Source organism: Thalassospira sp. (assembly GCF_030690045.1).
Lineage (GTDB): Bacteria > Pseudomonadota > Alphaproteobacteria > Rhodospirillales > Thalassospiraceae > Thalassospira.
Genome location: NZ_JAUYHK010000005.1, coordinates 138,970 through 154,064 on the forward strand (window position 1 = coordinate 138,970; position 15,095 = coordinate 154,064).

Sequence of the window (15,095 nt, forward strand, 5' to 3'; positions counted from 1 at the left end):
TGGCGCGAACGCCACCCCCTGAGTTTTTCAAAAACCACCTAGCGAACCTCTTGCAGATAACGTTCGGCAAAGCCGGTCTGGACTTCGGCCATTTTCGCGTAATCCACCGGACGGGCGCGGTCATAATCCGCCGCCGGCAGGAATTTGGCCGCGGCTTCGGGTGACATGGCATCGGCAATCACCGGGCGCAAAAACGCATTGGCCCAATGGGCCTGTCCGGCATCGGACATCACATAATCCAGAACTTTTTTGCCGTTGTCGGCATGGCCCGAATTTTTAACAAGGCTCATGACATAAGGCACAATAACCGTGCCTTCCTGCGGAATGACAAAAACGGCATTGCTGTCGTCCTTGTATTTCGCCCGATAGGCATTGAAATCATAATCAATCAGGATCGGAATTTCGCCCGACAGCACGCGCGCATAGGCGGTCTGTTTGGGAACAATCGGGTCATTGGCCTGCAACCGTTTGAAAAAATCGATCCCCGGCCCGAAATCATCCAGCGTCCCGCCCATCGCACCATTGATGGCAACCGCCCCGACATAACCGACAAAGGCGCTGGACGGATCAAGATAACCGACCATGCCCTTATATTCCGGCTTCAACAAATCCGACCAGCTTTGCGGGACCGGCGCACCATCAAGGGCATCTTCATTGACAAACAGGCCCAACGTGCCGGAATGGATCGAAAACCATGCGCCTTCCGGGTCTTTCAGCCCGTCGGGAATCCGGTCAAAATTCGCCGGTTTATAAGGGGTGACAACGCCTTCTTCATCGGCCTTGATCCCGAACGACACACCGTAATAGGCAATATCGGCAACCGGATTGTTCTTTTCGGCAATCAATTGTGACAGGGTCTGACCGGAATTCTTGTTATCCCCCGGCACATTGATCCCGATATCGCGGGCGATGTTTTTAAGTTGCCCGCCCCAATCGGCCCATTCCGGCGGACAATTGTAACAAATCGCCACATCATCGGCGGCAAAGGCGGGCTGGGTCAGTGCCGCCACAAAGGCGGCCCCCATGATCAGTCGTTTGAAATCCACGGCTATTCTCCCTATAATGGGCATGAAGTGACGAGCCGGGAGGGTCCGATTGACTCTCCCTCGCTCAGGTAATGGGGCAAAAGCAAGCTTCGCGGTTTTGCTTCCCCCGTTATCAGGCCACGCAGGAGCGCAAGCGCCTGTCGGCCCATCTCATGGGTGGGTTGAACAACCGAACACAATTTCGGCTGGATCAGCCCACCCACCGCAATACCGTCAAAACCGGCAACCGACACATCGTCTGGCACCCGAAGGCCCAGCTTGCGACAGGCACCGATGGCGGCAATGGCAAGAATGTCATTGGAACAGACCAGGGCGGTTACCGGCTTCTCGCCCTGTAAAATCCCCCCCAGAACATTTTCAAGATCGGTATCTTCAAACCCGACCTCGATCAGGGGCGCATCCGCGATCCCTGCCCCGGCCAACGCACGGGCGAACCCTTCGTAACGCTGCCGGGATCGGTCCGAACTGGAAAAACGCCCGGCGACCATGGCAAAATTCCGGTGCCCGGCGGCCAGCAAATGACAGGTCATGTCATGGGCCGATTGCGCATTATCAACACTGACGGCGGCAATATCGGGATTGGTCGGCTGGTTATACAACAACACAAACGGAATATTTTCGCGGGTCAACATCCGCACAACCGGGCTGTCATCGGCATTGGTCACCGTCAGGATCAACCCGTCCACCCGATTATCCAGCAAGGTTGAAACCGCTTCGGCCTCGTGCTCGGCGCTGTAATTGGAGGCCGTCAGCAAAACCGTCAGTCCGGCGGCGCGGGCTTCCTGTTCGATGCCCTGCACAGAATCGGCAAAGACCGGGTTGCTCAGCGTCGGCACCAGAACGCCAATTGATCGCGATTGCGCCGCCTTCAGGCGTCGCCCGTTGATATTGGGGCGATAATTCAAAACCCGCATCGCGGCATTGACGGTTTCCACCGTTTCCTGCCGGACCTCGCCGGGAAAATTGATCACCCGTGATACCGTTGCCACCGACACGCCCGACTTGCGGGCAACATCGCGCATGGTTGCTTTTGCATTCATTGCCTGCGCTCCAAAACCGCAGGCGAATTTACAGATCAACCAAGACTCTTCGATAACGGTTATGTTGCATTTTTATGAATAAATGAAACGTTTACATTGCCGGAAAACCGGGACTTTTTTCGTTTCTGTTTGGCAATGAATAAAGTGCCTTCCGCTATCGCGCCAGATCATCGGGCAAAGGGTACCAGTCCAGCGCGGCAGGCAGGTGCAAGTGCGGGGCCTGTTCAATCACCATGGCAAGGAATATCCGCGCAACCGGCGACAGGCTTTTGCTGTGCCGCGTGATCACGCCGATCTGGCGGCGGCGTTCCGGCCCCTGCAACGGCACAAAACAAAGCCCCCCGGCCCCCGACATATCGGGCAACCGGGCGGCCAGTTCGGGCAAAATGGTAATTCCCACCCCTTCGGCCACCATCGCCGCCAGGGTCAGGGTATTTGATGTTTCGACCACCGGGCGCGGCAAAACCGATACCGCCCGCGCGGCCCCCGATGCCTGCCCCGGTTTGTCGGCCCCTATACCGGTATCTACACCGCTGTCAGCCTCGCCCAAAAGGCCCGGCTGCGCCATCACAACCCCGGTTCCCGATTCCGGGCCCAGCCCGACAAAATTCTCGCCACTCAATTCCGCCCAATGCAAACTCTCGCGCACCGCAAACCGGTGATCGGCCCGGCACAAAACCCCGAACCGGTCGGAAAATAACGGGCTGAATCGGATATCGGCCATCGCCTGCCATTCCCCGGCAAGCCCGAAATCCGCCTCATTGCGGGCGACCGCCTCGTGGACTTCCCCGGCATTGCGTTCATCCAGACGCAGCCGCGCATCCGGGTGATCGGCGACAAATCGCGAAATCACAGCGGGCAAAATCCGCGTCAGAACCGACGGGGCGGCGGCAATCGTGATGGTGCCGCCAATCCCCTTTGACAGCGCGTCCAGATCATTCAACGCCTCGTCAAAATCCCCAATCAGCCGTCGCGCCACCGGCAAAAACCGCTCCCCGGTCGCGGTCAGCGACACCGTGCGCGTCGTGCGGTCAAAAAGGGCCGCCCCCGTCACATCCTCAAACTGACGGATGGTGGCGGTCAGGGCCGGGGGCGTTAATCCCAGATAATGCGCCGCCGCACTGAAAGACCCGTGATCGGCAATGGCCACAAAGGCGCGCATATGACGAATATTGAGTGATGACAGCATGGTTTCCGATGTCCGTTCCTGTAAATGTGCGCCTGCCCCCCAGGACCATAGCGCCCAATCCCAATGCGGGCAAAAAGCTTCTCATTGTTTTACATCGCCAAATGCTACTTTAAAGGGCATTCTGGTGCGCACCTTCCCTGCGGACAACAGAGAGCGACGTCAAGAGCATGACAGAAGACGGAAAACAGGAAACACCAACGCTGGAAGGCGAAGCCGCCCTCGACCTATGGCGCAAGGGACGCGACGTATGGAACAGGTGGATTGATCAACATCCGGGCTGGAATATCAGTTTTGACGGTGTAGATTTTTCAACCGAACGGAATTCCGAAGGGAAACTCTTTTTCGCAGGTTATCATTTCGGCGATGGCGACGTGAACTTCTCTGGAACCACTTTCGGTAACGGCACCGTAAACTTCTCTGGTGCCACTTTCGGCGACGGGGATGTGAATTTCAGACATGCTTCTTTCGGCAAAGGCAACTTGATCTTCTCGAATGCGAATTTTGGCAACGGTGACGTGAACTTCTCTTTCGCCACTTTCGAGGACGGCAATGTGAAATTCTCTAAAGCCACTTTCGGAGATGGTGAAGTTAGCTTCAAAAGCACTAATTTCGGTAACGGTGAAGTCAAATTCGATGACGTTACCTTCGGTGATGGCAAATTAATATTCAACAGAGCAAAATTCACAGATATAATTTTTCTTCCACACTATTTGGGGTCACTAAGTTTTGAAGCCTATGGAATTTCAGTCAATAACTTGGCTATTTTTGGTTTTTTTACCTCCGCTAGTAAACTGAAATATTTTAGTTTGGAATGGGCATCGTTTGGCGGACCTCTCCTGTTGAATGGCACTCTGGACATCGTGCCGGATCTTCGGTCCACCCGATATTCGCATCAGGTTGACCTCAGCACATTAAACGTCAAACTGCGGCGTAAATGGCATAAACTCAGTTGGCCACCGAAACTCTCGTCCGTGGCAAAACATCCAGAGGATGCAGCCCGGTTAAGACGCCTCAAAGAAATTGCTGAAACCAACAAGGACCATCAGGCCGCCTTGCGGTTTTCTGCCGATGAAAACAGGGCGCGGCGATGGCTGGAAACATCGTGGTTTGGGTCGGTTCTCGACATGGCTTTCAGCGCGTGTAGCAACTACGGTCAAAGCATCCTGCGGCCCTTTGTGGCCCTATTCGTGCTCGCCGTCGCCAGCATGGCCCTCTATAAAAAACTGGCAGTGGCAACATTCGCCGCGTGGTGGACGGGTCCGGGTTGGGGGCAATCGCTATTCTTGTCGATCAGCAACAGCCTGCCTTTCCTTCCGCAATCGCGGAGCTTGCGAGAGGGCGCGCTAAAAGCACTTTATCCCGGTGATCCGGGCTTTTGCGTCGATGTCCTCATGATCGGGCAAGGCGTTCTCAGTTTCGTTTTCCTGTTCCTGATCGGTCTGGGTCTGCGCAACCGTTTCCGTCTATAGGGCAAAACACCCCCGTCAAATGCGTCCCCCGATATCGAACGGATGCGCCATCACGGCGGCTGGTTTGGCCGCCAATTATTCACTAAAAATGAATAATACTTCATAATTTTCAATTTGTATATTCAATGCCGGTGCGGTCAAATGGGGGCAGAGAGAGATTTTGCGAGCACCCCATGATCCCGAAACTGACCCCCGACCGCAGTCTGGATGATCTGAGCCTGGCATTTTTGCGCACCCTGCAAAACGAGGGCAAATATCGTGGCGATATCCATGCCGATTATCCCGCCCGCCTGATCCATGCCACCGATAACAGTGTGTATCAGGTAATGCCGGTTGCCATTTTGCATCCGCGCAGCGGCGATGACATCACCGCCATCATGGAACTGGCCGGGCGGCCTGCCTTTCGCGGCATCAAACTGACGCCGCGCGGCGGCGGTACGGGCACCAACGGGCAATCGCTGAACAATACCGTGATTGTCGATACTTCCCGCCACCTGAACCGCATTCTGGATTTTGATGCCGAAAAACGGCTGGTGCGGGTTGAACCGGGCGTGGTTCTGGAACAGCTCAACGCCTGGCTCAAACCGTACGGCTTTTTCTTTCCGCCCAATGTCTCCACCGCCAACCGGGCGACGATTGGCGGCATGATCGGGTCCGACAGTTCGGGCAAGGGATCACGGATTTACGGCAAAACCAGCCATTATCTCCATGAAATGACCACGGTGCTGGTGGATGGCACCGAACTGGTCAGCCGCGCCCTTGACAAAGACGAAGCCGACCACGAAGCCGCACGGCCCGACCGCATCGGCGCGATTTACCGCAAGGTGCGCGATGAAATCGCACCGCGCCGCGCCCTGATCCAATCGGTATTCCCGGAAATGAATCGTGGCATGACCGGCTATAACCTGAAAGAAGCCGTGCGCGATGATGGCGGCATGGATCTGGGCTTTTTGATTGCCGGGGCCGAAGGCAGCCTTGGTCTGACCCGCGAGGTCACCTTGCGGGTCATTCCCCTGCCAAAATTCAAGGCCCTGACGGTTCTGCGATATGACAGTTTTGATGCCGCCCTGCGCCATGTCGGGGCCTTGTTGAAATTTGATCCGGTCGCCATTGAATCGATTGACGACAAGGTGATGGCGCTGGCCCAGCAGGATGAAAGCTGGCACTTGCTGGCAAAATTACTGGGGACCGAGGGCGAAGCGGTGCCGACACGCGGCTTTAACGTCGTCGAATTTGCCACCGACGATGCCGCTGATCTTGCCCGTCAGCAGGCCGCATTGCAGGCCCATCTCGCCGCCCATCCCGATGCACCGCACGCGCCCACCGGCTGGGTGCAGGCAACCGATGCCGGGCAAATTGCCGCCATCTGGTCGATCCGCGCCAAGGCGGTCGGGTTGCTCGGCAATCTCGAAGGCAAACGTCGCGCCACCCCCTTTGTCGAGGATACCGCCGTTCCGCCGGAAAACCTTGCCGATTTCATCGCGGAATTTCGCGCCTTGCTCGATGCAGAAGGCCTGGATTACGGCATGTTCGGCCATGTCGATGTCGGCTGCCTGCATGTCAGGCCGTTGCTTGATATGTGCGACGATGAAGACGAAGCCCGCCTGCGCCGGGTGTCGGACAAGGTTGTCGCCCTGACCCGCAAATATAACGGCCTGATCTGGGGCGAACATGGCAAGGGATTTCGCGGTGAATATTCACCGGCCTATTTCGGGCCGGAACTGTATGATGTGCTGCGCCGCATCAAGCAGGAATTCGATCCCGAAGGCCAACTGAACCCCGGCAAGATCGCCTCGCCCTTTTCGCGCGATATTCCGATTACCGCGATTGACGCCGCCCCGTTGCGCGGCCATTTCGACCGCCAGATCGACGCAAAACTGCGCGATGAATATCTGAATGCCACACGCTGTAACGGCAATGGTGCCTGTTTCAATTATGATCTGGCCGATGCCATGTGCCCGTCTTACAAGGTGACGCGCGACCGCGTTCATTCGCCCAAGGGCCGGGCGGGCCTGATCCGCGAATGGATCCGGCAACGCAGTGTCGGCAACGATGCCGATGCCCCCGAACTGGCCTTTGCCAATGCGCGGGATTTTTCCCATGATGTCTATGATGCGATGGCCGGGTGCCTGTCGTGCAAGGCATGTGCGGGGCAATGCCCGGTCCGGGTCGATATCCCCGAAATGAAATCACGGTTTCTCGAAGCCTATCACCAACGCTACAAACGCCCGATCAATGATTATGGGGTTGCACAGCTTGAAACCCTCGCCCCCCTGATGGCAAAGGCCCCCTTGCTGTTTAACACCCTGACCGGCCTGCCCCCGCTGCGCTGGCTTCTGGCCCGCACCATCGGGCTGGAAGATTTGCCGATGCTCAGCCGCCGCAACCTGAAATCCGCCCTGCGCGACCGGGGCATTGCGCCGTTTGATGCGGCACAGCTTGCCGCCCTGTCACCGGCACAAAAGGCCGGATCGGTGATGCTGATTCAGGATTGTTTCACCAGCCATTATGACGCGGATGTGGTGATCGCCCATGTCGATCTGCTGCAAAAACTGGGCTATCGCGTGTTTGTGCCGCCCTATCGCCCCAATGGCAAGCCATTGCATGTCAAGGGCTTCCTCAAACGGTTTGACCGGCTGGCGGCCCGCAATGACGCCACATACCATGCCCTTGCCCAACAGGGCATTGCGATGATCGGGATCGAGGCCAGCGTCACCCTGACCTATCGACAGGAATATGCCCAGCGCCTTGAAAACCGCCCGGATTATGCCATTCGCCTGTTTCATGAATGGCTGCATGATGAAATTGCCACAGGCCGCCTGACCCCGCCCCCGGTCAAACCCGGCGCCGGTGTTAATGGCGTTAACACTGCAACCGCCAACGCAACCACAAACGCCACCGCCACCCTGTTCCCCCATTGCACCGAAAAAACATCGATCCCCGATGTCACGGTGAAATGGCAGAAAATCTTTGCGGCCTTTGGCCTGACCCTGAGCGGGGAACGCACCGGATGTTGCGGCATGGCCGGGGTCTATGGCCACGAAACCGCCCACCGGGAAACCTCCCGCGCCCTTTATGATCAAAGCTGGCAGAAAAAAGTCGCCACCACCGGCCTTGAAAACATGCTGGTCACCGGCTTTTCCTGCCGCTGTCAGGTCAAACGGTTTGAGGGGGCAAAGCCGAAACATCCTGTTGAATATCTGTCGGCTCTGCTAAACTGATTCCGTTATTCTGGATAACCGACGCCGGTGCAGATATGAACAATGCAGATATGAACAATATGGATGTGCGCGATATCATCGCGGCCAAAGACGCAAACAGCGGCGGCCATGCCCTGCCCACCGCATATGCCCGTCGTATCTTCATGGAAATTGATCCTCCGCTGACCGTATGGCGCGATTATCGCGGCATGACGCAGCGCGACCTTGCCCGGAAAGCCGGGATTGCACCCGGTTATCTGTCGAAAATCGAAAACGGCAAAAAAGCCGGGTCGCTTGACGCATGGCGCAAACTCGCCGCCGCCCTTGATGCCCCGATTGATGCGCTGGTGGCCTGACAAAGGAAAAACCCCGCCGTGATCCGCCATATCGTCCTGATCAAATTCAAACCGGATATCAACAAAGCCGCAATCAACAACCTGTTTGACGCACTGGCAACCCTTGGCGACCAGATCGCCGAAATGCGCGGCTTTGACGGCGGAATATCGGTCAGCCCGGAAAACCTCGAACAGGGTTTCCGGCACGGCTTCAGCATTGATTTCGACGATGCCAAGGCGCGGGATGCCTATCTGGCCCATCCCCGACATCAGGCACTGGGCGCAGAACTGGTCAAGGCCGCCAATGGCGGGATTTCAGGGCTGATTGTGTTTGATTTGGAAGTACAGGTGTTTAGTCCCCGCCTTTGATGGTGCGGGTCGCCTGTAAACCTTTCGGGTTCAGTTATCCGGATTATGCAGATGGCGTAATCGATAGCCGTATTGTCATTGAAGACTTCTTCCTTGGCGGTAACAATGTCGTTGAATTGCTGGTTGACGAAAATCAGCAAGCCTTTGACCTTACCATATTTCTCTAACTGAGTTGCGCGAGCACTCTCCGATCTTTAGCCATAGGATCGGGGAGGTTCCTGTCAGCCACTCTACTGGCACGAAAATTGCTGATTGCGAGCACAACCTGAATGAGAACACAGGAGGTCAAATTGACTGCAATTTTCGCATCGCAAAATTTCGTCCACTTAGCGCAAGTGTCTGAGGGTCATATTGGACGACCGACCGAAATGGCCAATGAAATGCTCGCCCGCGAGAGAGACCATCTCCGTGCCAAGATCGAATATGACAGCAAAGCCCAACTGGAATGGCAAAATGCACAGCCAATCTATTCGGGTTTCCGGTTGAATGGTGAACTGGTTGGTATGATCGGTGTGAATACCGGGTTTACCGGCAGCGGCATTTCCGATGGTGGCGCGTACCAGCGCGCAATAGAAGTTGCCAAACAAACAGGGTTAACTGGCGAAGCCTTTGCCAAATATGCCACAGATCAGGTGTCCCAGGCACTGAAAGCCCGTTATGGCGACCGTATCGAAGTCGAAGTCTATGATACAGAAAATCGTCCGACATCCGGTGAAATGCACACAGAAATGTTCGGCCCGCCCGCCTCAACACCGGACACTCCCAAATTCAATGACAGCGAACTCGCCTGGATGAAAGTCTTCGCGCAACTCTATTCGCAAAATTTCGGTGAGGATCCGTTTGCCGGTTTGGATGTTCCGTACGACCAGTAGGTCATCAAGCCGACTGAAACCCGAAAAACCCGACTTCTGACATGCCTGATGACAATGAGATGGAGGCAAAAATGACAACTATTTCTTCGACTGTGACTATTGGACAGCAAAACCGGGTTCAGGCAGAATTCAAATCTGGTCTGGATGATTTTACCAAAGACCTGATGGTGCAACAAAAAGAATGGTTGGCAGCAAAACTTGCATATGACGGTGAAGCTCAACGGGCTTCGCAAAATGCTCAACCAATACATACGACCTTTCGGCTGAACGGAAAACTGGTAGGAATGATCGGTGTGAATAGCGGTTTTACTGGCACCGGAATTTCCGATGGTGGTGCGTATCTGCGCGCAATAGAAGTTGCCAAACAAACAGGGTTAACCGGCGAAGCCGCTACCGATTATGCAAGTGAACAGGTGTCTCAAGCATTAAAAGATCGCTATGGCGTAAATATAGAAGTCGAAGTCTTTGAACCGGGAAATCGTCCGACAACTGGCGAGATGCACACAGAAATGTTCGGTGAGGCAACCTCCCTGTATGAAGGGATGAGTTCAGACTGGATGGCCTATATCAAGCATTTCGCTCAGACTTACGCCCAGACTTTTGGCGAAGATCCGTTTGCCGGTTTGGATGTTCCGTATGACGACCAGTAGGTCATCAAGCCGACTGAATCCCGAAAACCCGACTTCTGACATGCCGGTTGGCAGGATGCTGACCGGTTCGTTTTTTCCTACACCAAGGTATTGGCTCAAAGGTGTAGGAATAATGTGCCTTCGATCATGCATTTCTTTGCCCCCCTCTCGCCCGATTGAGCAAAAGACATATTGAGATGATGCTCAAAACTGTTTCTGTTGCTCCGGCTGGTGACCTGCTTCCGCAAAACCAGCCAGTGAAAATGCTGCACCACAGATACCCTCCCCTGACGGCGGTGACGACGACAAAGGGGCAATCCGGCCAAAGCCCACCCACCCGTCTTTCCGGCAGAGTCCGTGCCCGCAAATGCGAACGCAGGACTCCCTGCCGCCGCCGGGCATTTGTCCCCTCGCCAACCGGACCCGCCGCAAGACAGCCCCCGCTTTCGGGGCTGTGGCAACAAAGGCGCACCCCGCCCAAAGCCTGCCTTTCCCGTGACCACGGGCACCGGACAAACCTCGGGCATCTGCCTGCCTCGCCAACAAGCCCGCCAAAGGTCCCGTCGCCCGCTCCCGCCCCTCCCCGGTCAGGCCCGACGCTGCCGGATCATGCCGGATGCCATTCCGGGCAGGCAAGCCGCCCACAAGACGCAATTCGGGCGTCTTGATCTTTGGCCGGGTCAGACCGCCTACGCACTACCCCCGTAATGGCTTTTCCACCCGCCGGTTATGGTCATGCGATTTCGCTTTCCAATCTGTCTGTCATTTTGCCGCTGCATCATCGTCTCTTTCATCTGGCCCAAACGCAAAAACCCGCAAGGTACAAGCCTTGCGGGTTTCGGTCCGGGCGCATTTGCCCCGTTGATTTTTCTGTTATGCCACAACGAAAAGAACAAAGCAAGAACTTTTTTCAAAAAATCTGAAAAAACTTTGCTTGCGCACTGTCGGCCGGTCAAAAATGATTTAAAAACAATATGTTGAACATACACACAGAAGGCAAAAAACATGTCGGCATTCTCTGATCCGGGCGCAAAGGGAGCAGTTTGCGCAAGATCAAAGACCGGAACAACAGTTTGATTTAGAACCACTCCTGTTTGCAAAATGCCGAGGGGCGTTTGGGATGTGGTCCTGCACCCCACATTGATGACCATCAGTCATCAACCCGGCATTTTGCGTGGCACCGCCGGACGATTTCAGGAGCGACAATGAAAAGCCTCAAACGGATAGTGATTGTTCTGGTGTTGGTGGCGGTGGCCGCCGGGGCCGGGTATTATGGCTGGCAGCAACAACAGGATGAGTTGCCCCGCTATATCGCGTTCGGCAATGGCCGGATCGAGGCCGAAACCGTCCATATCGCCGCGAAATATGCCGGGCGGGTTGCCGATGTTCTGGTGCAGGAAGGCGATTCGGTCAAATCGGGCGATATTCTGGCACGCATGGATACCGCCGAACTCGAAGCAAGCCTTGCCAAGGCCCGTGCCGAGGTCGCCCGCGCCGAACAGGCGGTGTCGGAATCCCGCGCCGAAATTGTTCAGCGCGAAAGCCAGTTGAATTTTGCCCGGCAACAACTGGACCGCGCCACCGAATTGCTGAAACGCGATAATATTTCCCGCGAACAGGCCGAACAGCGCCGCTCCGAACGCGATATTGCCGAGGCGGTTCTGGTTGCAGCAAGGGCCCGTCTGGTCAGTTCCGAACGGTCGGTCGAGGCAGCAGAGGCCGAAGCAAGGCGGGTGCAAATCCAGATTGACGATTCGGTCCTGAAAGCCCCGCGTGCCGGGCGCGTGCAATATCGCCTTGCCGAACCGGGCGAGGTTCTGGCATCGGGCGGCAAGGTGATCACCCTGCTCGATCTGACCGATGTGTATATGACGGTGTTTTTGCCAACCAGTCAGGCGGGTCTGACCTTTGTTGGCAATGAAGCCCGCATCGTTCTGGACGCCGCACCCGATTTTGTCATCCCCGCCCTGATTTCCTTTGTGTCGGCCGATGCGCAATTCACCCCGCGCGAGGTCGAAACCAAAAGCGAACGCGAAAAACTGATGTTCCGGACCAAGGTGCAGATCGATCATGATTTGCTGGCCGCCCATATTGAAAAGGTCAAAACCGGCCTGCCGGGTGTTGCCTATGTTTCATTGGGGCGTGGCGGGGAATGGCCGGAATTCCTGACGGTTGCCCTGCCGCCGGAGGCCGCGCAATGAGCGAAACCGCCCCTTTTGCCGTGCGGCTCAGGGATGTTTCGCATCATTACGGCAAAATCACTGCCTTTGACACGGTGACGCTTGATCTGCCCGGCGGCAAGACCATCGGTTTTATCGGCCCCGACGGGGTTGGCAAATCAACGATCCTTGGCGTGATTGCCGGGGCGCGCAAGGTACAGGCCGGGCGGGTGGAAACACTGGGCGGCGATATGGCAACCGACCGCCACCGCAACGCGGTATCGCCGCGCATTGCCTATATGCCCCAGGGGCTGGGCAAGAATTTGTATATGGATCTGACGATTGCCGAAAATCTGCATTTTTTCGGCCGTCTGTTTGGGCAGGGCAAGGCAGAACGCAATCGCCGGATCGAAACACTGGTGCGCAGCACCGGGCTGTCGCCATTTGTCAACCGCCCGGCGGGTAAATTGTCCGGCGGGATGAAACAGAAACTGGGCCTGTGTTGCGCCCTGATCCATGATCCGGATTTATTGATTCTGGACGAACCGACAACCGGGGTCGATCCGTTATCACGCCGCCAATTCTGGGAACTGATTGACCGTATCCGGGCGGAACGCCCCGGCATGACCGTGATTGTCGCCACCGCCTATATGGACGAGGCCGAACGGTTTGACCTGCTGATTGCCATGAATGACGGCAAGGTTCTTGCCACCGGCAGCCCGGACGAAATTCGCCATCAGGTCGGCGCCGACAGTCTGGAAAGTGCGTTTATCGCCCTTCTGCCCGAACAAGACCGCCGCAACCATCATCAATTGCACATTCCGCCGCGCCCCAAAGACGACGGCACACCGGCGATCATTGCCGATGGCCTGACCCGCCGTTTTGGCGATTTTGTTGCGGTGGATCATGTCAGTTTCCGCATTCAGCGCGGCGAGATTTTCGGGTTTCTGGGGTCAAATGGCTGTGGCAAGACCACCACCATGAAAATGCTGACCGGGTTGCTCCCGGCTTCCGAAGGCACGGCGCAATTATTCGGGCAACCCGCCGATGGCAATGATTTCGCCATGCGCGAACGGGTTGGCTATATGTCGCAGGCCTTTTCGCTTTATTCCGAACTGAGTGTCCGGCAAAATCTGGATTTGCATGCCCGGCTGTATCATTTGCCGCGTGCGGGAATCCCGGCCCGCATTGAAGACCTTCTGACGCGCTTTGGCCTGACCGAACATGCCGATGCGATGGCCGATGACCTGCCTTTGGGGGTGCGGCAACGCCTGTCTTTGGCGGTGGCGATCATTCATGACCCGGAAATGCTGATTCTGGATGAACCGACATCGGGGGTTGATCCGGTGGCACGGGACCAGTTCTGGCAATTATTGATTGATCTGTCGCGCAAACAGGGTGTGACGATTTTTATTTCCACCCATTTCATGAACGAAGCCGCGCGGTGCGACCGCATATCGCTGATGCATGCGGGCAAGGTTCTCGACAGCGACACCCCCGCTGCCCTGACGCAAAAGCGCGGGGCGAAAACGCTGGAAGATGCCTTTATCGCCTATCTGGAAGAAGCCAGCGGCCCCGCCACCCCGCAAGAAGATACCCCGCCCACAGCTTCAACCACAGCCAATGATGCCCCCCAAACACCCCATACCGCCCCGCGCCGGTTTTCATCACGTCGTCTGCTGGCCTACAGCCTGCGCGAAACCATGGAACTGATCCGCGATCCGATCCGCCTGACCTTTGCCTTGCTGGGTACGGCCCTTTTGATGATGGTGTTTGGCTATGGCATTACATTCGATGTTGAAAACCTGAAATATGCGGTGCTGGACCGCGACCAGACGCCGCAAAGCCGCACCTATCTGGAAAGTTATGCCGGGTCGCGCTATTTTGATGAACAGGCCCCCTTGCGCGATCATGCCGATATGGACCGGCGGCTGAAATCCGGCGAAATTACGCTAGCCCTTGAAATTCCGCCGGAATTTGGCAAAAAACTGTTGCAGGAACGCACGCCGGAAATCGCCGCATGGATTGATGCCGCCATGCCGTTTCGTGCCGAAACCGTGCATGGTTATGTACAAGGATTGCATCAAACCTATCTGGGCGAAATGTCGCGCCAGATGACCGGCGATATCCCCGATTTCCTGCCTGCCAATATCGAAACGCGCTATCGCTATAATCAGGATTTCAAAAGCGTCTTTGCGATGGTGCCGTCGGTGATTGCCCTGATGCTGATTTTCATTCCCGCCATTCTGATGGCGCTGGGCGTGGTGCGCGAAAAGGAACTGGGATCAATCACCAATCTGTATGTCACACCGGTCAACCGGCTGGAATTCCTGCTCGGCAAACAATTGCCCTATATCGTGCTGGCGATGATCAATTTCGGCATTCTGGTGGTTCTTGCCCTGCTGGTATTCGGGGTAACGGTCAAGGGCAGCTTTTGGGCGCTTTTGGCCGGGGCGTTTTTATATGTCATCGCCACCACCGGCGTCGGACTTTTGATTTCGTCTTTTGTCAAAACCCAGATTGCCGCCCTGTTTGGCACCGCCATCCTGACGATTGTGCCCTCGGTCCTGTTTTCGGGCATGATGCAACCGGTATCGTCGCTATCGGGCGGGGCAGCGCTTATTGGCACGATTTTCCCCACCAGCCATTTCCTGACGATCAGTGTCGGCACCTTTACCAAGGCACTGGGATTTTCCAGTTTGATCCCGGAATTCCTCGCACTGGCAGTTTTCCTGCCGGTCCTGACCATCGCCAGCGTCCTTTTCCTTGGCAAGCAGGAACGATAAG

General features: G+C 56.1%; 12 protein-coding genes. 8 read left to right on the forward strand and 4 right to left on the reverse strand.

The window, feature by feature from the left end; all coding sequences use genetic code 11:
* Positions 1-38: 38 nt before the first annotated feature.
* From Q8O73_RS02960 to Q8O73_RS02970, 3 genes are all read right to left on the reverse strand, one after another.
* The gene (locus Q8O73_RS02960) at positions 39-1,046 is read right to left on the reverse strand and encodes an ABC transporter substrate-binding protein (RefSeq protein ID WP_305554701.1); all 1,008 of its coding nucleotides are present in this window, start codon (positions 1,044-1,046) and stop codon (positions 39-41) included.
* Positions 1,047-1,057: 11 nt separating this feature from the next.
* On the reverse strand, positions 1,058-2,086 hold the full coding sequence (locus Q8O73_RS02965; RefSeq protein ID WP_305554704.1) for a LacI family DNA-binding transcriptional regulator: 1,029 nt from the start codon (positions 2,084-2,086) through the stop codon (positions 1,058-1,060).
* Positions 2,087-2,240: 154 nt separating this feature from the next.
* Positions 2,241-3,275: a LysR family transcriptional regulator gene (locus Q8O73_RS02970; RefSeq protein WP_305554707.1), complete on the reverse strand. Its 1,035-nt coding sequence runs from the start codon at positions 3,273-3,275 to the stop codon at positions 2,241-2,243.
* A 167-nt stretch (positions 3,276-3,442) separates the two neighbouring features.
* Between Q8O73_RS02970 and Q8O73_RS02975 the strand changes: the two genes are divergently transcribed.
* The 6 genes from Q8O73_RS02975 to Q8O73_RS03000 all read left to right on the forward strand — a co-directional run bounded on the left by Q8O73_RS02975 (position 3,443) and on the right by Q8O73_RS03000 (position 10,170).
* Positions 3,443-4,744 (forward strand): hypothetical protein, encoded by a 1,302-nt coding sequence (locus Q8O73_RS02975; protein WP_305554710.1) that lies wholly within the window; start codon positions 3,443-3,445, stop codon positions 4,742-4,744.
* A gap of 173 nt (positions 4,745-4,917) precedes the next feature.
* On the forward strand, positions 4,918-7,965 hold the full coding sequence (locus tag Q8O73_RS02980) for an FAD-binding and (Fe-S)-binding domain-containing protein (protein WP_305554713.1): 3,048 nt from the start codon (positions 4,918-4,920) through the stop codon (positions 7,963-7,965).
* Positions 7,966-8,000: 35 nt separating this feature from the next.
* The gene (locus Q8O73_RS02985) at positions 8,001-8,300 is read left to right on the forward strand and encodes a helix-turn-helix transcriptional regulator (protein ID WP_305554716.1); all 300 of its coding nucleotides are present in this window, start codon (positions 8,001-8,003) and stop codon (positions 8,298-8,300) included.
* Positions 8,301-8,318: 18 nt separating this feature from the next.
* Positions 8,319-8,648 carry a Dabb family protein gene (locus Q8O73_RS02990; RefSeq protein WP_305554719.1) on the forward strand — a complete coding sequence of 110 codons (330 nt, stop codon included), beginning with the start codon at positions 8,319-8,321 and terminating at the stop codon, positions 8,646-8,648.
* Between the two features lie 290 nt (positions 8,649-8,938).
* Complete coding sequence (locus Q8O73_RS02995; RefSeq protein WP_305554721.1) at positions 8,939-9,520, forward strand: hypothetical protein; 582 nt, start codon at positions 8,939-8,941, stop codon at positions 9,518-9,520.
* A 71-nt stretch (positions 9,521-9,591) separates the two neighbouring features.
* Positions 9,592-10,170, forward strand: coding sequence for a hypothetical protein (locus tag Q8O73_RS03000; protein WP_305554724.1), 579 nt, complete (start codon positions 9,592-9,594; stop codon positions 10,168-10,170).
* A 668-nt stretch (positions 10,171-10,838) separates the two neighbouring features.
* Here Q8O73_RS03000 and Q8O73_RS03005 read toward each other — a convergent pair.
* Positions 10,839-11,300: a hypothetical protein gene (locus Q8O73_RS03005; RefSeq protein ID WP_305554726.1), complete on the reverse strand. Its 462-nt coding sequence runs from the start codon at positions 11,298-11,300 to the stop codon at positions 10,839-10,841.
* Between the two features lie 54 nt (positions 11,301-11,354).
* On the opposite strand from Q8O73_RS03005, the gene Q8O73_RS03010 reads away from it, so the two are divergent.
* Positions 11,355-12,350, forward strand: a complete 996-nt coding sequence (locus tag Q8O73_RS03010; RefSeq protein ID WP_305554729.1) for an HlyD family secretion protein — start codon at positions 11,355-11,357, stop codon at positions 12,348-12,350.
* Positions 12,347-15,094, forward strand: coding sequence for a ribosome-associated ATPase/putative transporter RbbA (rbbA, locus tag Q8O73_RS03015; RefSeq protein ID WP_305554733.1), 2,748 nt, complete (start codon positions 12,347-12,349; stop codon positions 15,092-15,094). Before Q8O73_RS03010 ends, rbbA begins: the two co-directional genes overlap by 4 nt.
* Position 15,095: the final 1 nt, after the last annotated feature.

What these genes read in the sequence shown, in the direction of transcription:
- Q8O73_RS02980 (WP_305554713.1), top strand. Translation starts at nt 4,918, where the DNA reads ATGATCCCGAAACTGACCCCCGACCGCAGTCTGGATGATCTGAGCCTG.
- Q8O73_RS02985 (WP_305554716.1), top strand. Translation starts at nt 8,001, where the DNA reads ATGAACAATGCAGATATGAACAATATGGATGTGCGCGATATCATCGCG.
- rbbA (WP_305554733.1), top strand. Translation starts at nt 12,347, where the DNA reads ATGAGCGAAACCGCCCCTTTTGCCGTGCGGCTCAGGGATGTTTCGCAT.
- Q8O73_RS02975 (WP_305554710.1), top strand. Translation starts at nt 3,443, where the DNA reads ATGACAGAAGACGGAAAACAGGAAACACCAACGCTGGAAGGCGAAGCC.
- Q8O73_RS03000 (WP_305554724.1), top strand. Translation starts at nt 9,592, where the DNA reads ATGACAACTATTTCTTCGACTGTGACTATTGGACAGCAAAACCGGGTT.
- Q8O73_RS02970 (WP_305554707.1), bottom strand. Translation starts at nt 3,275, where the DNA reads ATGCTGTCATCACTCAATATTCGTCATATGCGCGCCTTTGTGGCCATT.
- Q8O73_RS03005 (WP_305554726.1), bottom strand. Translation starts at nt 11,300, where the DNA reads ATGGTCATCAATGTGGGGTGCAGGACCACATCCCAAACGCCCCTCGGC.
- Q8O73_RS02965 (WP_305554704.1), bottom strand. Translation starts at nt 2,086, where the DNA reads ATGAATGCAAAAGCAACCATGCGCGATGTTGCCCGCAAGTCGGGCGTG.
- Q8O73_RS03010 (WP_305554729.1), top strand. Translation starts at nt 11,355, where the DNA reads ATGAAAAGCCTCAAACGGATAGTGATTGTTCTGGTGTTGGTGGCGGTG.